The 21,798-nt window shown below is 55.3% G+C and carries 4 protein-coding genes and 7 rRNA genes; all 11 read left to right on the top strand.

The features are described 5' to 3' along the window. Positions 1–3 precede the first annotated feature (3 nt). The 11 genes from treS to BLV41_RS12605 all read left to right on the top strand — a co-directional run bounded on the left by treS (position 4) and on the right by BLV41_RS12605 (position 21,437). Entirely contained in the window at positions 4–1,791 is a 1,788-nt protein-coding gene (treS, locus tag BLV41_RS12660) for a maltose alpha-D-glucosyltransferase (RefSeq protein ID WP_074711894.1), read from the top strand. Continuing rightward, the gene (gene glgB / locus BLV41_RS12655) at positions 1,791–5,486 is read left to right on the top strand and encodes a 1,4-alpha-glucan branching protein GlgB (RefSeq protein ID WP_074711893.1); all 3,696 of its coding nucleotides are present in this window, start codon (positions 1,791–1,793) and stop codon (positions 5,484–5,486) included. The genes treS and glgB overlap by 1 nt, the downstream gene beginning before the upstream one ends. A 475-nt stretch (positions 5,487–5,961) precedes the next feature. After that, positions 5,962–7,499, top strand: a 16S ribosomal RNA gene (locus tag BLV41_RS12645). Positions 7,500–8,041: 542 nt separating this feature from the next. After that, a 23S ribosomal RNA gene (locus BLV41_RS12640) occupies positions 8,042–11,212 on the top strand. A gap of 238 nt (positions 11,213–11,450) precedes the next feature. Beyond that, a 5S ribosomal RNA gene (gene rrf / locus BLV41_RS12635) occupies positions 11,451–11,567 on the top strand. A 553-nt stretch (positions 11,568–12,120) separates the two neighbouring features. Beyond that, positions 12,121–12,315 (top strand): hypothetical protein, encoded by a 195-nt coding sequence (locus tag BLV41_RS12630; protein ID WP_139244316.1) that lies wholly within the window; start codon positions 12,121–12,123, stop codon positions 12,313–12,315. A 616-nt stretch (positions 12,316–12,931) separates the two neighbouring features. After that, positions 12,932–14,469 (top strand): 16S ribosomal RNA (locus BLV41_RS12625). Positions 14,470–15,011: 542 nt separating this feature from the next. Continuing rightward, a 23S ribosomal RNA gene (locus BLV41_RS12620) occupies positions 15,012–18,180 on the top strand. Positions 18,181–18,418: 238 nt separating this feature from the next. Next, positions 18,419–18,535: ribosomal RNA gene (rrf, locus tag BLV41_RS12615) — 5S ribosomal RNA — on the top strand. A 554-nt stretch (positions 18,536–19,089) separates the two neighbouring features. Further along, a complete protein-coding gene (locus BLV41_RS12610) occupies positions 19,090–19,284 on the top strand; it encodes a hypothetical protein (RefSeq protein WP_139244316.1) in 195 nt (64 codons plus the stop codon). A 616-nt stretch (positions 19,285–19,900) separates the two neighbouring features. Then, positions 19,901–21,437 (top strand): 16S ribosomal RNA (locus BLV41_RS12605). Together the 16S, 23S and 5S rRNA genes form the textbook arrangement of a ribosomal RNA operon. The last annotated feature ends 361 nt before the right edge of the window (positions 21,438–21,798 follow it).

The following is a 21,798-nucleotide window of genomic DNA, read 5'->3' as shown; positions in this document are numbered from 1 at the left end:
AAGATGGCCTTTCCCAATACCAATAGTGCACCGCAGTTCAACCTGAACGCGCCTGGGCTGGCCCACGATCCGCACTGGTATCGGAAGGCCGTGTTCTACGAGGTCCTGGTCCAAAGCTTTGCCGACGCAAACGGTGATGGTTCGGGCGATTTTTCGGGGCTGATCTCCCGCCTGGACTACCTCCAATGGCTGGGCATCGATTGTCTGTGGTTGCCGCCGTTCTTCGATTCGCCCTTGCACGACGGCGGCTACGATGTTCGTGACTTCAGGGCCGTCATGGAAACGTACGGAACAATTTCAGATTTCAAGTCGCTCGTGACCCAAGCCCATGAGCGGGGCATGCGGATCATTATCGACCTGCCCATGAACCACACCTCGGATCAGCACCAGTGGTTCAAATCCTCCCGGGCGGATCCCGATGGTCCCTTCGGCGATTTCTACATGTGGAGCGACACTACCGAGCTGTATAAGGACGCGCGGGTCATCTTTGTCGACACCGAGGACTCCAACTGGTCCTTTGACCCGATCAGGCGCCAATTCTTCTGGCACCGTTTCTTCAGCCACCAGCCGGATCTGAACTTTGAGAACCCTGCTGTCCGCGAGGCCATCTTTGAGGTGGTGCGATTCTGGCTGGAGCAGGGGATCGATGGTTTCCGTGCAGACGCCATCCCCTACCTTTATGCCGAGGACGGCACCAACTGTGAGAATCTCCCGGCCACGCATCACTTTTTGCAGGAACTGCGCGCCATGGTGGACTCAGAATTCCCCGGACGAATCATCATCGCCGAGGCCAACCAGATGCCCCATGAGGTTGTCGACTACTTCGGCACGCCGGAAGATCCCGAATGCCACATGGCGTTCCATTTTCCCATCATGCCCCGCCTCTACTACGCTCTGAGGGATCAAAAAGCCGCGCCAATTATTGACACGATGGCCACCACACCGGAGATTCCTCGCGGTGCGCAATGGGGGACTTTCCTGCGTAACCACGATGAGCTGACGCTGGAGATGGTCACGCCCAATGAGCGCGAGGCAATGCTCGGGTGGTACGCCCCGGATTCACGCATGCGCGCCAACATTGGTATTCGACGACGGCTGGCCCCGTTGCTGGATAACTCACGAGCCGAAATGGAGCTCATTAACGCCCTGTTGTTGGCTCTGCCGGGCAGTCCCTTCTTGTATTACGGGGACGAGATCGGCATGGGGGACAATATCTGGCTGGATGACCGCGACGCGTCCCGCACACCCATGCAATGGAATCCGGACCGCAATGCCGGCTTCTCCCACGTCGATCCAGGCAAACTGTATCTGCCCGTTGTGCAATCGCTGGTGTATCACTACAACCATGTGAACGTTGAGGCGCAGACGGCCCACACAAGTTCCCTGCTGCACTGGAACAAGCAGATCCTGAGGGTTCGCAAGGCCCATCCAACCTTTGGGCTGGGGCGGTACGAGAACGTACCGTCCACCCATGAATCGGTTCTGGCGTTCCTGCGCGTTCTGCCCGTGGGTAACGAGGAAAGCGAAGAGCCCGAATCCATCCTTTGCGTCTACAACCTCTCCCAGCACCCATCCGCCACCACACTTGATATTCCTTCACTGGCTGGCCGTGGCCTGCGCGATATTTTTGGCGGCGACATTTTCCCCGGTATCGAAGGAGACGGTCACCTGACCCTGACCCTTGGATCATACGATTTCTTTTGGCTCAGGGTGCGTTCGCAGTCCTCCAACGTTCTCTCAAATCAGACGCAGGCCCTGCCTGTGATCGATGGATCGGTGTACGGATACTGATGGCCGCCACGCTCCTGGACCTCCTTGCAGATTGGCTTCCGCACCAGCGCTGGTACCCCCGCAAAGGCAGCGCCGGCATTGGTGCACGGTTGGCTGTTGCCGAACGCTTTGAGCTGCCGTCCCCTGACCCCGATGTCACACTTTTGGTGGTGTTGCTTGCCGTCGATTTCCCGGCTGCCGACGGCACTGGCCCCGAGGACGACGTCGGACAGCGCCTGACGCTGCAGCTTCCGCTGAGTTTTCATAGAGATGGCGCGGCTGTGTTAAATGAGGTGGGTTCTCCCGTTTCTCCTGTTTTCGCCGCTACTGCCGCGATGCAGGGCGGAGAGCTGGGTGCCGTCGCGTCGAGTGATGGATGGCCCGGCGGGCGTGTGCGTGATGGGTTGGCCGATCCCGTCTTCCTGCGAGTCTGGCTTTCAGCCTTGACGGGTTCAGGATCCCTGGCTGGGGAAGCATTCGCCAGTGACGGCAGCGTGCACATATGGCGCAACCCTGAACTCCGGGTCCAGCCAACGGACACCTTGTCCGAGGTTCGAGTGCTCGACTCGGAGCAATCCAACTCTTCTGTCGTTTTCCGCCAGGGCGGACGCGCTCAGATCGCCAAGTTCTTTAGGGTGCTCCACGCCGGGGCGCATCCCGAGGTTGAAGTGGGACGAGCGCTGGCCTCGGTGGCAACCGAAGCCCCTGTCAGCAACGTTCCGACGCTGCAGGCTGTCGTGGAGTACGGCAGCTCAGGCACCATCCTCTGCGTAGTTCACGATTTCATCGAAGGTGCGCAGGATGGGTGGGCGCTGGCCCTGAATGTGGCCGGCTCGGATGCGGACTTCACCGAAAACGCCCATGCAATTGGTGTTGCGTTAGCCCGAGTCCACGCCAATCTGCGTACAGGGATGGGCTCTCATCAGGCCGAAGAATCCGAGGCAAGGGTGTTCGTCGAGGCCATTGCCGCCCGGTTGGAATGGGCCTGGGGCATCGCCCGCCCCGTGGTCGGGCCTTATGACAAACAGTTCCGCAATATTTTGGCTCGGTTGCGCGAAATAGATGTGGTGCCGCAGATTCAGCGAATCCACGGTGATCTGCACCTGGGCCAGCTCGTTCTTAAAGACTCGGCTCAGACACCGGATTGGTTCTTCCTGGACTTTGAAGGCGAACCCCTCCGGCCCCTGCGCGAACGGGCTCGGCCCGACGTGACGATCCGAGATTTGGCTGGCATGCTGCGGTCCTTTGACTACGCTGGCGCCCAAGCCGCCGGTACTGGCGCGCTGACACGCGGTCAAGGCGCGAAATGGGCCAAAAGAAATGCCGATGCTTTCATGGCCGGCTACGAAAGCGGCTCGGGGGAGACGTATTCGCGTAATAGTGCACTTTTCGTGGCATTGTGGCTGGATAAGGCTCTCTACGAGGTTGTATATGAATTGCAAAACCGACCTACCTGGACGTGGGTGCCGGTGAATGCTGTGCGGGAACTGTTTGAATCAATTGAAAGTGGTGTGGACATGGGACTAAATAAAATGGCCCCTCTGGCAGTCAATGCGGGTGTGTTGGCACGAATTTCCGAGGGCACCTATTACGCCCCGCACTCTGTGCTCGGGGCACATTTGGATAGTGACGGATACGTGACCGTGCGTGCACTGCGGCATTTGGCTGAAGCGGTGGACCTGGTTACCGCACAGGGCGTGATTCCCATGACGCACGAGCACGGCGGCATTTGGGTAGCCGTACTGCCGGCTCAAGAGCCGGGGCATGTTCCGGATTACCGCCTCGATGTCACCTACGCAGATGGCGTGCATCGCAGCGACGATCCCTATCGGTACCTGCCAACGGTCGGTGAGCTTGACATGCACCTCATCGCCGAAGGCCGGCATGAAACGTTGTGGACGGTACTGGGTGCGCACGTTCAGCGCTACCACTCCGAATTGGGTGACGTTTCCGGCGTCAGCTTTGCCGTTTGGGTGCCAGCGGTCCAGGCCGTTCGAGTCACCGGCGAGTTCAATGGCTGGGATGGCCGTTCAACTGCCATGCGCAGCTTGGGCAACAGTGGCTTGTGGGAACTCTTTATCCCGGATGTGGCCGCGGGTGACCGCTACAAATTTGAGGTTCTCACCGAGAGCGGTGACTGGCTGGAAAAGGCCGACCCCATGGCCTATGGCACTGAGGTGCCGCCGCTGACGGCCTCGCGTGTTGTTGAATCCAAGTACTCCTTCCAGGACAGCGACTGGATGGCGAAGCGCGCAAAAGGCGATCCGCACAATTCGCCCATGAGCGTTTATGAAGTGCACCTGGGTTCGTGGCGCCCCGGATTGAATTACACAGAGCTCGCCACTGAACTAGTTGACTATGTTCAGGAGCTCGGATTCACGCACATTGAACTCATGCCGGTCTCGGAACACCCCTTTGGTGGTTCATGGGGCTATCAGGTCACCTCGTATTACGCACCCACCTCTCGCTTTGGTCACCCGGATGAGTTCCGTTTCCTTGTGGATTCCCTGCACCAGGCTGGCGTGGGCGTCATCATGGACTGGGTTCCGGCCCACTTTCCCAAGGACGAATGGGCGCTGGCCAATTTCAACGGCGGGGCTCAATACGAGCACGCCAACCCACAACTAGGCGAGCACCCGGACTGGGGAACGCTGATCTTTGACTTTGGCCGCAATGAAGTGCGGAATTTCCTGGTGGCCAACGCGCTCTATTGGATCGAGGAATTTCACATTGACGGGCTGCGGGTTGATGCCGTGGCGTCCATGTTGTATCTGGACTACTCACGCGATGACGGTGCTTGGAGCCCCAACCGCTTTGGCGGCCGGGAGAACCTGGAAGCAATCAGTTTCCTGCAGGAGATGAACGCAACCGCGTACCGGCGCAACCCTGGAATTGTCACCATCGCAGAAGAGTCCACTGCGTTCCCCGGTGTCACGGCCCCAACCAGCGAAGGCGGCTTGGGATTCGGCATCAAGTGGAACATGGGGTGGATGCACGATTCTCTGACGTACATGTCAGAAGACCCGGTTAACCGAGGCTGGCACCACAACCAGATCACGTTCTCGATGGTTTACGCCTTTACGGAAAACTTCCTTTTACCCATCAGCCATGACGAGGTGGTTCATGGGAAGGGTTCCTTGTTGCGCAAGATGCCAGGGGACAGGTGGCAACAGCTCGCCAACCTGAGAGCCTACCTAGCTTTCCAATGGGCGCATCCGGGTAAGCAGCTAATCTTCATGGGGACCGAGTTTGGCCAGGAATCAGAATGGAGCGAAGAACACGGTCTCGATTGGTGGTTGGCAGAGAATCCTTCACACAGTGCAATTCAGACGCTGGTCAAGGATTTGAACCAGAATTATTCAGCCATTCCTGCTCTTCACGAACTGGACAACGTTCCTGAAGGCTTCACCTGGCTCAACGGCGGGGATACAGAGAACAACGTGGTGTCGTTTGTTCGTTGGGACAAAGCAGGCAATCCATTGGTCTGCATCATCAACTTTGCCGGATTGGCTTACGAGGGCTACCGCGTTGGCTTGCCGGCGGCCGGTCAGTGGCAAGAAGTTCTCAACACAGATCTTGCCGTCTACGGCGGGTCCGATGTCAGGAACACCGGACTCTTGGAAGCGGAAGCCCTTCCTTGGGATGGGCAGAGTTCATCTTTGAGGTTGCGGGTTCCGCCGCTGGGCGCTCTCTACCTGGCGCCAGCAGACTACTAGCCGGTAGCTGTACACCTTAACTTCAGCACCTGTTTGCCGTTTGTTCTCACGGCAAACAGGTGCTATTGTTAGTACTCCGCTGAACGAACGGTTCGGATCCGGACAAGACCAAAACAATGACCTCGAAAATAGGTTTTTTTGTTTTGTGTTCAAATGAAAAATTTGAATTTAGTCGAAATCAAGGATTTGACTTCCGAGAATTCATGCGGGTATGATTATGAAGTTGCCCTGGTGCTGATCGTCAAGGATTTACCTGTTGTTTACGGGTTGTTGTTGGTGTGTGGCTGGGTGTGGTTGTTGTTTGAGAACTCAATAGTGTGCCAAGTTTTATTGATACCAATTTATTTATATTGAATTGGTTATTTGATTGGTTGTTGCCGCCCCTGTGGTGATGGCTGATCGTTTAGCTGGTTTCGAATTTAGTGCATGTGTTCATTACCTTTTTCCGGTGTGAATGTGTGTGTCTGTTTAGTTATTAACGGAGAGTTTGATCCTGGCTCAGGATGAACGCTGGCGGCGTGCTTAACACATGCAAGTCGAACGATGAACCGGTGCTTGCACTGGGGATTAGTGGCGAACGGGTGAGTAACACGTGAGTAACCTGCCCTTAACTCTGGGATAAGCCTTGGAAACGAGGTCTAATACTGGATATTGACTTTTCCTCGCATGGGGATTGGTTGAAAGATTTATTGGTTTTGGATGGACTCGCGGCCTATCAGCTTGTTGGTGAGGTAATGGCTCACCAAGGCGACGACGGGTAGCCGGCCTGAGAGGGTGACCGGCCACACTGGGACTGAGACACGGCCCAGACTCCTACGGGAGGCAGCAGTGGGGAATATTGCACAATGGGCGAAAGCCTGATGCAGCGACGCCGCGTGAGGGATGACGGCCTTCGGGTTGTAAACCTCTTTCAGTAGGGAACAAGGCCAGACGTTGTCTGGTTGAGGGTACTTGCAGAAGAAGCGCCGGCTAACTACGTGCCAGCAGCCGCGGTAATACGTAGGGCGCAAGCGTTATCCGGAATTATTGGGCGTAAAGAGCTCGTAGGCGGTTTGTCGCGTCTGCCGTGAAAGTCCGGGGCTCAACTCCGGATCTGCGGTGGGTACGGGCAGACTAGAGTGATGTAGGGGAGACTGGAATTCCTGGTGTAGCGGTGAAATGCGCAGATATCAGGAGGAACACCGATGGCGAAGGCAGGTCTCTGGGCATTAACTGACGCTGAGGAGCGAAAGCATGGGGAGCGAACAGGATTAGATACCCTGGTAGTCCATGCCGTAAACGTTGGGCACTAGGTGTGGGGGACATTCCACGTTTTCCGCGCCGTAGCTAACGCATTAAGTGCCCCGCCTGGGGAGTACGGCCGCAAGGCTAAAACTCAAAGGAATTGACGGGGGCCCGCACAAGCGGCGGAGCATGCGGATTAATTCGATGCAACGCGAAGAACCTTACCAAGGCTTGACATGAACTGGAAACGCTTGGAAACAAGTGCCCCGCTTGCGGTCGGTTTACAGGTGGTGCATGGTTGTCGTCAGCTCGTGTCGTGAGATGTTGGGTTAAGTCCCGCAACGAGCGCAACCCTCGTTCTATGTTGCCAGCACGTAATGGTGGGGACTCATAGGAGACTGCCGGGGTCAACTCGGAGGAAGGTGAGGACGACGTCAAATCATCATGCCCCTTATGTCTTGGGCTTCACGCATGCTACAATGGCCGGTACAATGGGTTGCGATACTGTGAGGTGGAGCTAATCCCAAAAAGCCGGTCTCAGTTCGGATTGGGGTCTGCAACTCGACCCCATGAAGTCGGAGTCGCTAGTAATCGCAGATCAGCAACGCTGCGGTGAATACGTTCCCGGGCCTTGTACACACCGCCCGTCAAGTCACGAAAGTTGGTAACACCCGAAGCCGGTGGCCTAACCCCCTTGTGGGGAGGGAGCTGTCGAAGGTGGGACTGGCGATTGGGACTAAGTCGTAACAAGGTAGCCGTACCGGAAGGTGCGGCTGGATCACCTCCTTTCTAAGGAGCACCAAACGCCACGAGATGGCCCGCATGGGTTGTGTTGGTGGTGTGAGGAGTAAAGACTCATTGCCAGAACGTATGTTTCTGGGTGAGTTGCTCAAGGGTGGAATATCAATAAAATAGCCGATGATCGGTCACGCTTAGCCTGGTTCAAGTACAACACCTCTTTTGGGGGTGTGAGGAACGAACCTTTCGGGTTGAGGGTTTTCTGGTTGTTATGTGTTTGGCACACTGTTGGGTCCTGAAACAACAACTGTTTCGATCCGCACCCCTGTGGGGTGTGTGGTTGAAGGGGTTGGTGTGTTTCTGGTTTCCCGCACACAACGGATCCACCGATGAAACACTTTTGCGTGTTGTTGGGTGGGGATGTGTGTGGTGGGGTTGTTGTTTGAGAACTACATAGTGAACGCGAGCATCTTTATAAAGAAGCAATTTCTTTGAGATAATTAGAACCTGGATCTGATGCTGGTACACCTTTTGGGTGTGGTGGTAGCGGTTTTCATGGTTCTCTCGATAAGTAAGAGTGACAACTTGTGTGTTGTCAAGTTTTTAAGGGCACACGGTGAATGCCTTGGCATTAGGAGCCGAAGAAGGACGTAGGAATCTGCGATAAGCCTCGGGGAGTTGATAACCAAACTTTGATCCGAGGGTGTCCGAATGGGGGAACCCCGCCACCGGTTGCAAGACCAGGTGGTGACCCGCATCTGAATATATAGGATGTGTGGAGGGAACGTGGGGAAGTGAAACATCTCAGTACCCACAGGAAGAGAAAACAAAAGTGATTCCGTTAGTAGTGGCGAGCGAACGCGGAACAGGCTAAACCGTGTCATGTGTGATAGCCGGCGGGCGTTGCATGGTGCGGGGTTGTGGGACTTACCGTGACGGATCTGCCGGTTCGTTGAGGGGAATGGTGCATGTATAGGTGAACGGTTTTGAATGGCCGACCGTAGAGGGTGAGAGTCCCGTAACTGAAATGCAGTGCACTCCCTTAGGTGAGTATCCCAAGTAGCACGGGGCCCGAGAAATCCCGTGTGAATCTGTCAGGACCACCTGATAAGCCTAAATACTACCTAATGACCGATAGCGGACAAGTACCGTGAGGGAAAGGTGAAAAGTACCCCGGGAGGGGAGTGAAATAGTACCTGAAACCGTGTGCTTACAATCCGTCAGAGCAAGCGTGCACCTTGGTGTAGTTGTTCTTGTGATGGCGTGCCTTTTGAAGAATGAGCCTGCGAGTTAGTGTTACGTCGCGAGGTTAACCCGTGTGGGGAAGCCGTAGCGAAAGCGAGTCTGAATAGGGCGAGTGTAGTGGCGTGATCTAGACCCGAAGCGAAGTGATCTACCCATGGCCAGGTTGAAGCGCGTGTAAGAGCGCGTGGAGGACCGAACCCACTTCAGTTGAAAATGGAGGGGATGAGCTGTGGGTAGGGGTGAAAGGCCAATCAAACTTCGTGATAGCTGGTTCTCCCCGAAATGCATTTAGGTGCAGCGTTGCGTGTTTCTTACCGGAGGTAGAGCTACTGGATGGCTAATGGGCCCTACAAGGTTACTGACGTCAGCCAAACTCCGAATGCCGGTAAGTCAGAGCGTAGCAGTGAGACTGTGGGGGATAAGCTTCATAGTCGAGAGGGAAACAGCCCAGACCACCAACTAAGGCCCCTAAGCGTGTGCTAAGTGGGAAAGGATGTGGGATTGCTTAGACAACCAGGAGGTTGGCTTAGAAGCAGCCATCCTTAAAAGAGTGCGTAATAGCTCACTGGTCAAGTGATTCCGCGCCGACAATGTAGCGGGGCTCAAGTACACCGCCGAAGTTGTGGATTTCAAACATTGCCCTAGCCATTAGGTTCGTCCTGTGGTTCAGGGGTTTGGAGTGGTAGGGGAGCGTCGTGTAGGCATTGAAGTCGCAGTGTGAACTAGCGGTGGAGCCTACACGAGTGAGAATGCAGGCATGAGTAGCGAAAGACGGGTGAGAAACCCGTCCGCCGAATGATCAAGGGTTCCAGGGTCAAGCTAATCTGCCCTGGGTAAGTCGGGACCTAAGGCGAGGCCGACAGGCGTAGTCGATGGACAACGGGTTGATATTCCCGTACCGGTGAAGAACCGCCCATATTGAACTAAGGATACTAACCACCCAAACCACTAATTGCGTGCCTTCGGGCCAGGATTGTGTGGGGAGCGTGGGACCTGACTTAGGGAGGTAAACGTATTAACAGGTGTGACGCAGGAAGGTAGCCGAGCCGGGCGATGGTTGTCCCGGTCTAAGGACGTAGGAAACACGATAGGCAAATCCGTCGTGTTGTCTTCAATGACGATTCTGAGATCTGATGGGACCCCCGTAGGGGGGAATTCGGTGATCCTATGCTGCCTAGAAAAGCATCGACGTGAGGTTCAAACTGCCCGTACCCCAAACCGACACAGGTGATCAGGTAGAGAATACTAAGGCGATCGAGAGAATTATGGTTAAGGAACTCGGCAAAATGCCCCCGTAACTTCGGGAGAAGGGGGGCCTGCCCCGTGAAGAAGATTTACTCTTCATGAGCGGGTGTGGGCCGCAGAGACCAGGGGGAAGCGACTGTTTACTAAAAACACAGGTCCGTGCGAAGTCGCAAGACGATGTATACGGACTGACTCCTGCCCGGTGCTGGAAGGTTAAGAGGACCGGTTAGCTCAACTTGTTGAGCGAAGCTGAGAATTTAAGCCCCAGTAAACGGCGGTGGTAACTATAACCATCCTAAGGTAGCGAAATTCCTTGTCGGGTAAGTTCCGACCTGCACGAATGGAGTAACGACTTCCCCGCTGTCTCAACCATAAACTCGGCGAAATTGCAGTACGAGTAAAGATGCTCGTTACGCGCAGCAGGACGGAAAGACCCCGAGACCTTTACTATAGTTTGGTATTGGTGTTCGGAGTGGCTTGTGTAGGATAGGTGGGAGACTGTGAAGTCACGACGCTAGTTGTGATGGAGTCATCGTTGAAATACCACTCTGGTCACTTTGGACATCTAACTTCGGCCCGTAATCCGGGTCAGGGACAGTGCCTGATGGGTAGTTTAACTGGGGCGGTTGCCTCCTAAAAAGTAACGGAGGCGCCCAAAGGTTCCCTCAGCCTGGTTGGCAATCAGGTATCGAGTGTAAGTGCACAAGGGAGCTTGACTGTGAGAGGGACACCTCAAGCAGGGACGAAAGTCGGGACTAGTGATCCGGCGGCACATTGTGGAATGGCCGTCGCTCAACGGATAAAAGGTACCTCGGGGATAACAGGCTGATCTTGCCCAAGAGTCCATATCGACGGCATGGTTTGGCACCTCGATGTCGGCTCGTCGCATCCTGGGGCTGGAGTAGGTCCCAAGGGTTGGGCTGTTCGCCCATTAAAGCGGTACGCGAGCTGGGTTTAGAACGTCGTGAGACAGTTCGGTCCCTATCCGCTGCGCGCGCAGGAAATTTGAGAAGGGCTGTCCTTAGTACGAGAGGACCGGGACGGACGAACCTCTGGTGTGTCAGTTGTACTGCCAAGTGCATCGCTGATTAGCTACGTTCGGATGGGATAACCGCTGAAAGCATCTAAGCGGGAAGCCCGCTTCAAGATGAGATTTCCATACACGTAAGTGTGAGAGGCCCCCAGCTAGACCACTGGGTTGATAGGCCGGATGTGGAAGCGAGGACTAAAGACTCGTGAAGCTGACCGGTACTAATAGGCCGATAACTTACACAACACACACATCTTTATACACAAAGATTGCTCGCGTTCACTATGTGGTTCCCAACCAACAAACCCAGGCGTTTGTTCGTTGAAACCAAAAAAACAGGGTACCCCTGTGAGAACCCCCACCACATCAGTGGTGAAGGACCATCACCAGGACCCTGTACAATAAAATACTGTTGTTCCATAACAAGAACACCCAACAAGCCACCCAACCCCAGCAACAGCTGACGGTTCAGGGGAACGAGTTACGGTGGTCATAGCGTGGGGGAAACGCCCGGTCCCATTCCGAACCCGGAAGCTAAGACCCACAGCGCCGATGGTACTGCATTCGTGAGGATGTGGGAGAGTAGGACACCGCCGGACAACACGTAAAAAGAAGGTCGAGGCCCCACACCAGCAATGGTGCGGGGCCTCCCTCACTTAACAAACAAAACACCAAACCCACCACCACCCAACGCAACGGCCAGCACCACCCGCCACCACTAAGACATACCCACCACGCAACGGCCACCCCACCAGGTGGCCACACATGTTTAACAGACACCCACACGACAACACTGCACGAGAACACTGGACGGCGCAGCAGCACTGCATCCCACCACCAGCACCGCGCAGCAGCAGTGCACGGATACAACACAGCACCGCGGCAGGGCACCGCTGCTGGGACAGGGCAGGACGGTGCAGCCTTCCCGCACCACACCATGGCCACCCCACACCAGGGGCGGCCACCACTGTTTAACCCGCCAGTGCACCCCCCGAGTCAGCCCGCTCGTGGATCTCCCCGACACCCCTGGGGGCGGCCGGCCTGGTCAGAGGGGGAGGCCGTGTGATCATGCCGGCTCCACGGGCGGTGCCGGGATGGTGCTGGTGTGGTTTGTGAGGGATAGGGGGGCGTGGTCAGGGTGGGAGTGTGGTGGTGGGTGGTCGAGTCGGCAAAGACACCTTCGTCCCAGCTGCCTTTCGCCAAGGCGCCACAGCAACAACAGCTGTAGCTGCAGCTCCAGTTGTTGTTGCTTTTGCCGGCGTGGTGGTGGGGTTCCTGGCCGTGATGAAGACGTGGGGCCGGGCGGTAGTGCTCGCCGGGGTGTCATTGCGTGTTCATGTGAGCTGAGAAAGTGGTGCTCTTGTGCCGGCTGAGAGCGGGCCAGGGTGTGTGGGTTGCTTGCTGGTGGTTGCTCGGGGTGGATTCTTTCCCTTTTTTCAGGGGTGGGCGGGGTGTGTTGGGTGGCTTTTTGTTGCCGTTGGGGCGGGTGTAGGCTACGTCTCATTGCGGAGTTTTAGGGGCCCAAAATTGGTGCTATCTCAAGGAAGTTGTGCCGGGGTGGCGCTGCCATTAGGGGCCGGTGGGGCCCGTATGGGGCCTTGAGGGGGCTGTGTGGTTTGCGTGTTGGCGAAAAGGTGTGTATTGTTTTTCGAGTTGCCCCGCTCGTTGGGGGAACGAAAAACCCCCACCAAGATGCCAGGTTTACTGGTCTTTGGTGGGTTGCCCTGGTACTGATCATGGCGGACTGACGAAAAGTTGGTTCGAGTGTGTGGCTGGGTGTGGTTGTTGTTTGAGAACTCAATAGTGTGCCAAGTTTTATTGATACCAATTTATTTATATTGAATTGGTTATTTGATTGGTTGTTGCCGCCCCTGTGGTGATGGCTGATCGTTTAGCTGGTTTCGAATTTAGTGCATGTGTTCATTACCTTTTTCCGGTGTGAATGTGTGTGTCTGTTTAGTTATTAACGGAGAGTTTGATCCTGGCTCAGGATGAACGCTGGCGGCGTGCTTAACACATGCAAGTCGAACGATGAACCGGTGCTTGCACTGGGGATTAGTGGCGAACGGGTGAGTAACACGTGAGTAACCTGCCCTTAACTCTGGGATAAGCCTTGGAAACGAGGTCTAATACTGGATATTGACTTTTCCTCGCATGGGGATTGGTTGAAAGATTTATTGGTTTTGGATGGACTCGCGGCCTATCAGCTTGTTGGTGAGGTAATGGCTCACCAAGGCGACGACGGGTAGCCGGCCTGAGAGGGTGACCGGCCACACTGGGACTGAGACACGGCCCAGACTCCTACGGGAGGCAGCAGTGGGGAATATTGCACAATGGGCGAAAGCCTGATGCAGCGACGCCGCGTGAGGGATGACGGCCTTCGGGTTGTAAACCTCTTTCAGTAGGGAACAAGGCCAGACGTTGTCTGGTTGAGGGTACTTGCAGAAGAAGCGCCGGCTAACTACGTGCCAGCAGCCGCGGTAATACGTAGGGCGCAAGCGTTATCCGGAATTATTGGGCGTAAAGAGCTCGTAGGCGGTTTGTCGCGTCTGCCGTGAAAGTCCGGGGCTCAACTCCGGATCTGCGGTGGGTACGGGCAGACTAGAGTGATGTAGGGGAGACTGGAATTCCTGGTGTAGCGGTGAAATGCGCAGATATCAGGAGGAACACCGATGGCGAAGGCAGGTCTCTGGGCATTAACTGACGCTGAGGAGCGAAAGCATGGGGAGCGAACAGGATTAGATACCCTGGTAGTCCATGCCGTAAACGTTGGGCACTAGGTGTGGGGGACATTCCACGTTTTCCGCGCCGTAGCTAACGCATTAAGTGCCCCGCCTGGGGAGTACGGCCGCAAGGCTAAAACTCAAAGGAATTGACGGGGGCCCGCACAAGCGGCGGAGCATGCGGATTAATTCGATGCAACGCGAAGAACCTTACCAAGGCTTGACATGAACTGGAAACGCTTGGAAACAAGTGCCCCGCTTGCGGTCGGTTTACAGGTGGTGCATGGTTGTCGTCAGCTCGTGTCGTGAGATGTTGGGTTAAGTCCCGCAACGAGCGCAACCCTCGTTCTATGTTGCCAGCACGTAATGGTGGGGACTCATAGGAGACTGCCGGGGTCAACTCGGAGGAAGGTGAGGACGACGTCAAATCATCATGCCCCTTATGTCTTGGGCTTCACGCATGCTACAATGGCCGGTACAATGGGTTGCGATACTGTGAGGTGGAGCTAATCCCAAAAAGCCGGTCTCAGTTCGGATTGGGGTCTGCAACTCGACCCCATGAAGTCGGAGTCGCTAGTAATCGCAGATCAGCAACGCTGCGGTGAATACGTTCCCGGGCCTTGTACACACCGCCCGTCAAGTCACGAAAGTTGGTAACACCCGAAGCCGGTGGCCTAACCCCCTTGTGGGGAGGGAGCTGTCGAAGGTGGGACTGGCGATTGGGACTAAGTCGTAACAAGGTAGCCGTACCGGAAGGTGCGGCTGGATCACCTCCTTTCTAAGGAGCACCAAACGCCACGAGATGGCCCGCATGGGTTGTGTTGGTGGTGTGAGGAGTAAAGACTCATTGCCAGAACGTATGTTTCTGGGTGAGTTGCTCAAGGGTGGAATATCAATAAAATAGCCGATGATCGGTCACGCTTAGCCTGGTTCAAGTACAACACCTCTTTTGGGGGTGTGAGGAACGAACCTTTCGGGTTGAGGGTTTTCTGGTTGTTATGTGTTTGGCACACTGTTGGGTCCTGAAACAACAACTGTTTCGATCCGCACCCCTGTGGGGTGTGTGGTTGAAGGGGTTGGTGTGTTTCTGGTTTCCCGCACACAACGGATCCACCGATGAAACACTTTTGCGTGTTGTTGGGTGGGGATGTGTGTGGTGGGGTTGTTGTTTGAGAACTACATAGTGAACGCGAGCATCTTTATAAAGAAGCAATTTCTTTGAGATAATTAGAACCTGGATCTGATGCTGGTACACCTTTTGGGTGTGGTGGTAGCGGTTTTCATGGTTCTCTCGATAAGTAAGAGTGACAACTTGTGTGTTGTCAAGTTTTTAAGGGCACACGGTGAATGCCTTGGCATTAGGAGCCGAAGAAGGACGTAGGAATCTGCGATAAGCCTCGGGGAGTTGATAACCAAACTTTGATCCGAGGGTGTCCGAATGGGGGAACCCCGCCACCGGTTGCAAGACCAGGTGGTGACCCGCATCTGAATATATAGGATGTGTGGAGGGAACGTGGGGAAGTGAAACATCTCAGTACCCACAGGAAGAGAAAACAAAAGTGATTCCGTTAGTAGTGGCGAGCGAACGCGGAACAGGCTAAACCGTGTCATGTGTGATAGCCGGCGGGCGTTGCATGGTGCGGGGTTGTGGGACTTACCGTGACGGATCTGCCGGTTCGTTGAGGGGAATGGTGCATGTATAGGTGAACGGTTTTGAATGGCCGACCGTAGAGGGTGAGAGTCCCGTAACTGAAATGCAGTGCACTCCCTTAGGTGAGTATCCCAAGTAGCACGGGGCCCGAGAAATCCCGTGTGAATCTGTCAGGACCACCTGATAAGCCTAAATACTACCTAATGACCGATAGCGGACAAGTACCGTGAGGGAAAGGTGAAAAGTACCCCGGGAGGGGAGTGAAATAGTACCTGAAACCGTGTGCTTACAATCCGTCAGAGCAAGCGTGCACCTTGGTGTAGTTGTTCTTGTGATGGCGTGCCTTTTGAAGAATGAGCCTGCGAGTTAGTGTTACGTCGCGAGGTTAACCCGTGTGGGGAAGCCGTAGCGAAAGCGAGTCTGAATAGGGCGAGTGTAGTGGCGTGATCTAGACCCGAAGCGAAGTGATCTACCCATGGCCAGGTTGAAGCGCGTGTAAGAGCGCGTGGAGGACCGAACCCACTTCAGTTGAAAATGGAGGGGATGAGCTGTGGGTAGGGGTGAAAGGCCAATCAAACTTCGTGATAGCTGGTTCTCCCCGAAATGCATTTAGGTGCAGCGTTGCGTGTTTCTTACCGGAGGTAGAGCTACTGGATGGCTAATGGGCCCTACAAGGTTACTGACGTCAGCCAAACTCCGAATGCCGGTAAGTCAGAGCGTAGCAGTGAGACTGTGGGGGATAAGCTTCATAGTCGAGAGGGAAACAGCCCAGACCACCAACTAAGGCCCCTAAGCGTGTGCTAAGTGGGAAAGGATGTGGGATTGCTTAGACAACCAGGAGGTTGGCTTAGAAGCAGCCATCCTTAAAAGAGTGCGTAATAGCTCACTGGTCAAGTGATTCCGCGCCGACAATGTAGCGGGGCTCAAGTACACCGCCGAAGTTGTGGATTTCAAACATTGCCCTAGCCATTAGGTTCGTCCTGTGGTTCAGGGGTTTGGAGTGGTAGGGGAGCGTCGTGTAGGCATTGAAGTCGCAGTGTGAACTAGCGGTGGAGCCTACACGAGTGAGAATGCAGGCATGAGTAGCGAAAGACGGGTGAGAAACCCGTCCGCCGAATGATCAAGGGTTCCAGGGTCAAGCTAATCTGCCCTGGGTAAGTCGGGACCTAAGGCGAGGCCGACAGGCGTAGTCGATGGACAACGGGTTGATATTCCCGTACCGGTGAAGAACCGCCCATATTGAACTAAGGATACTAACCACCCAAACCACTAATTGCGTGCCTTCGGGCCAGGATTGTGTGGGGAGCGTGGGACCTGACTTAGGGAGGTAAACGTATTAACAGGTGTGACGCAGGAAGGTAGCCGAGCCGGGCGATGGTTGTCCCGGTCTAAGGACGTAGGAAACACGATAGGCAAATCCGTCGTGTTGTCTTCAATGACGATTCTGAGATCTGATGGGACCCCCGTAGGGGGGAATTCGGTGATCCTATGCTGCCTAGAAAAGCATCGACGTGAGGTTCAAACTGCCCGTACCCCAAACCGACACAGGTGATCAGGTAGAGAATACTAAGGCGATCGAGAGAATTATGGTTAAGGAACTCGGCAAAATGCCCCCGTAACTTCGGGAGAAGGGGGCCTGCCCCGTGAAGAAGATTTACTCTTCATGAGCGGGTGTGGGCCGCAGAGACCAGGGGGAAGCGACTGTTTACTAAAAACACAGGTCCGTGCGAAGTCGCAAGACGATGTATACGGACTGACTCCTGCCCGGTGCTGGAAGGTTAAGAGGACCGGTTAGCTCAACTTGTTGAGCGAAGCTGAGAATTTAAGCCCCAGTAAACGGCGGTGGTAACTATAACCATCCTAAGGTAGCGAAATTCCTTGTCGGGTAAGTTCCGACCTGCACGAATGGAGTAACGACTTCCCCGCTGTCTCAACCATAAACTCGGCGAAATTGCAGTACGAGTAAAGATGCTCGTTACGCGCAGCAGGACGGAAAGACCCCGAGACCTTTACTATAGTTTGGTATTGGTGTTCGGAGTGGCTTGTGTAGGATAGGTGGGAGACTGTGAAGTCACGACGCTAGTTGTGATGGAGTCATCGTTGAAATACCACTCTGGTCACTTTGGACATCTAACTTCGGCCCGTAATCCGGGTCAGGGACAGTGCCTGATGGGTAGTTTAACTGGGGCGGTTGCCTCCTAAAAAGTAACGGAGGCGCCCAAAGGTTCCCTCAGCCTGGTTGGCAATCAGGTATCGAGTGTAAGTGCACAAGGGAGCTTGACTGTGAGAGGGACACCTCAAGCAGGGACGAAAGTCGGGACTAGTGATCCGGCGGCACATTGTGGAATGGCCGTCGCTCAACGGATAAAAGGTACCTCGGGGATAACAGGCTGATCTTGCCAAGAGTCCATATCGACGGCATGGTTTGGCACCTCGATGTCGGCTCGTCGCATCCTGGGGCTGGAGTAGGTCCCAAGGGTTGGGCTGTTCGCCCATTAAAGCGGTACGCGAGCTGGGTTTAGAACGTCGTGAGACAGTTCGGTCCCTATCCGCTGCGCGCGCAGGAAATTTGAGAAGGGCTGTCCTTAGTACGAGAGGACCGGGACGGACGAACCTCTGGTGTGTCAGTTGTACTGCCAAGTGCATCGCTGATTAGCTACGTTCGGATGGGATAACCGCTGAAAGCATCTAAGCGGGAAGCCCGCTTCAAGATGAGATTTCCATACACGTAAGTGTGAGAGGCCCCCAGCTAGACCACTGGGTTGATAGGCCGGATGTGGAAGCGAGGACTAAAGACTCGTGAAGCTGACCGGTACTAATAGGCCGATAACTTACACAACACACACATCTTTATACACAAAGATTGCTCGCGTTCACTATGTGGTTCCCAACCAACAAACCCAGGCGTTTGTTCGTTGAAACCAAAAAAACAGGGTACCCCTGTGAGAACCCCCACCACATCAGTGGTGAAGGACCATCACCAGGACCCTGTACAATAAAATACTGTTGTTCCATAACAAGAACACCCAACAAGCCACCCAACCCCAGCAACAGCTGACGGTTCAGGGGAACGAGTTACGGTGGTCATAGCGTGGGGGAAACGCCCGGTCCCATTCCGAACCCGGAAGCTAAGACCCACAGCGCCGATGGTACTGCATTCGTGAGGATGTGGGAGAGTAGGACACCGCCGGACAACACGTAAAAAGAAGGTCGAGGCCCCACACCAGCAATGGTGCGGGGCCTCCCTCACTTAACAAACAAAACACCAAACCCACCACCACCCAACGCAACGGCCAGCACCACCCGCCACCACTAAGACATACCCACCACGCAACGGCCACCCCACCAGGTGGCCACACATGTTTAACAGACACCCACACGACAACACTGCACGAGAACACTGGACGGCGCAGCAGCACTGCATCCCACCACCAGCACCGCGCAGCAGCAGTGCACGGATACAACACAGCACCGCGGCAGGGCACCGCTGCTGGGACAGGGCAGGACGGTGCAGCCTTCCCGCACCACACCATGGCCACCCCACACCAGGGGCGGCCACCACTGTTTAACCCGCCAGTGCACCCCCCCGAGTCAGCCCGCTCGTGGATCTCCCCGACACCCCTGGGGGCGGCCGGCCTGGTCAGAGGGGGAGGCCGTGTGATCATGCCGGCTCCACGGGCGGTGCCGGGATGGTGCTGGTGTGGTTTGTGAGGGATAGGGGGGCGTGGTCAGGGTGGGAGTGTGGTGGTGGGTGGTCGAGTCGGCAAAGACACCTTCGTCCCAGCTGCCTTTCGCCAAGGCGCCACAGCAACAACAGCTGTAGCTGCAGCTCCAGTTGTTGTTGCTTTTGCCGGCGTGGTGGTGGGGTTCCTGGCCGTGATGAAGACGTGGGGCCGGGCGGTAGTGCTCGCCGGGGTGTCATTGCGTGTTCATGTGAGCTGAGAAAGTGGTGCTCTTGTGCCGGCTGAGAGCGGGCCAGGGTGTGTGGGTTGCTTGCTGGTGGTTGCTCGGGGTGGATTCTTTCCCTTTTTTCAGGGGTGGGCGGGGTGTGTTGGGTGGCTTTTTGTTGCCGTTGGGGCGGGTGTAGGCTACGTCTCATTGCGGAGTTTTAGGGGCCCAAAATTGGTGCTATCTCAAGGAAGTTGTGCCGGGGTGGCGCTGCCATTAGGGGCCGGTGGGGCCCGTATGGGGCCTTGAGGGGGCTGTGTGGTTTGCGTGTTGGCGAAAAGGTGTGTATTGTTTTTCGAGTTGCCCCGCTCGTTGGGGGAACGAAAAACCCCCACCAAGATGCCAGGTTTACTGGTCTTTGGTGGGTTGCCCTGGTACTGATCATGGCGGACTGACGAAAAGTTGGTTCGAGTGTGTGGCTGGGTGTGGTTGTTGTTTGAGAACTCAATAGTGTGCCAAGTTTTATTGATACCAATTTATTTATATTGAATTGGTTATTTGATTGGTTGTTGCCGCCCCTGTGGTGATGGCTGATCGTTTAGCTGGTTTCGAATTTAGTGCATGTGTTCATTACCTTTTTCCGGTGTGAATGTGTGTGTCTGTTTAGTTATTAACGGAGAGTTTGATCCTGGCTCAGGATGAACGCTGGCGGCGTGCTTAACACATGCAAGTCGAACGATGAACCGGTGCTTGCACTGGGGATTAGTGGCGAACGGGTGAGTAACACGTGAGTAACCTGCCCTTAACTCTGGGATAAGCCTTGGAAACGAGGTCTAATACTGGATATTGACTTTTCCTCGCATGGGGATTGGTTGAAAGATTTATTGGTTTTGGATGGACTCGCGGCCTATCAGCTTGTTGGTGAGGTAATGGCTCACCAAGGCGACGACGGGTAGCCGGCCTGAGAGGGTGACCGGCCACACTGGGACTGAGACACGGCCCAGACTCCTACGGGAGGCAGCAGTGGGGAATATTGCACAATGGGCGAAAGCCTGATGCAGCGACGCCGCGTGAGGGATGACGGCCTTCGGGTTGTAAACCTCTTTCAGTAGGGAACAAGGCCAGACGTTGTCTGGTTGAGGGTACTTGCAGAAGAAGCGCCGGCTAACTACGTGCCAGCAGCCGCGGTAATACGTAGGGCGCAAGCGTTATCCGGAATTATTGGGCGTAAAGAGCTCGTAGGCGGTTTGTCGCGTCTGCCGTGAAAGTCCGGGGCTCAACTCCGGATCTGCGGTGGGTACGGGCAGACTAGAGTGATGTAGGGGAGACTGGAATTCCTGGTGTAGCGGTGAAATGCGCAGATATCAGGAGGAACACCGATGGCGAAGGCAGGTCTCTGGGCATTAACTGACGCTGAGGAGCGAAAGCATGGGGAGCGAACAGGATTAGATACCCTGGTAGTCCATGCCGTAAACGTTGGGCACTAGGTGTGGGGGACATTCCACGTTTTCCGCGCCGTAGCTAACGCATTAAGTGCCCCGCCTGGGGAGTACGGCCGCAAGGCTAAAACTCAAAGGAATTGACGGGGGCCCGCACAAGCGGCGGAGCATGCGGATTAATTCGATGCAACGCGAAGAACCTTACCAAGGCTTGACATGAACTGGAAACGCTTGGAAACAAGTGCCCCGCTTGCGGTCGGTTTACAGGTGGTGCATGGTTGTCGTCAGCTCGTGTCGTGAGATGTTGGGTTAAGTCCCGCAACGAGCGCAACCCTCGTTCTATGTTGCCAGCACGTAATGGTGGGGACTCATAGGAGACTGCCGGGGTCAACTCGGAGGAAGGTGAGGACGACGTCAAATCATCATGCCCCTTATGTCTTGGGCTTCACGCATGCTACAATGGCCGGTACAATGGGTTGCGATACTGTGAGGTGGAGCTAATCCCAAAAAGCCGGTCTCAGTTCGGATTGGGGTCTGCAACTCGACCCCATGAAGTCGGAGTCGCTAGTAATCGCAGATCAGCAACGCTGCGGTGAATACGTTCCCGGGCCTTGTACACACCGCCCGTCAAGTCACGAAAGTTGGTAACACCCGAAGCCGGTGGCCTAACCCCTTGTGGGGAGGGAGCTGTCGAAGGTGGGACTGGCGATTGGGACTAAGTCGTAACAAGGTAGCCGTACCGGAAGGTGCGGCTGGATCACCTCCTTTCTAAGGAGCACCAAACGCCACGAGATGGCCCGCATGGGTTGTGTTGGTGGTGTGAGGAGTAAAGACTCATTGCCAGAACGTATGTTTCTGGGTGAGTTGCTCAAGGGTGGAATATCAATAAAATAGCCGATGATCGGTCACGCTTAGCCTGGTTCAAGTACAACACCTCTTTTGGGGGTGTGAGGAACGAACCTTTCGGGTTGAGGGTTTTCTGGTTGTTATGTGTTTGGCACACTGTTGGGTCCTGAAACAACAACTGTTTCGATCCGCACCCCTGTGGGGTGTGTGGTTGAAGGGGTTGGTGTGTTTCTGGTTTCCCGCACACAACGGATCCACCGATGAAACACTTTTGCGTGTTGTT

The sequence above is a fragment of the Arthrobacter alpinus genome, assembly GCF_900105965.1.
GTDB classification, from domain to species: domain Bacteria; phylum Actinomycetota; class Actinomycetes; order Actinomycetales; family Micrococcaceae; genus Specibacter; species Specibacter alpinus.
This window is presented reverse-complemented; position numbering and strand designations above follow the sequence as displayed.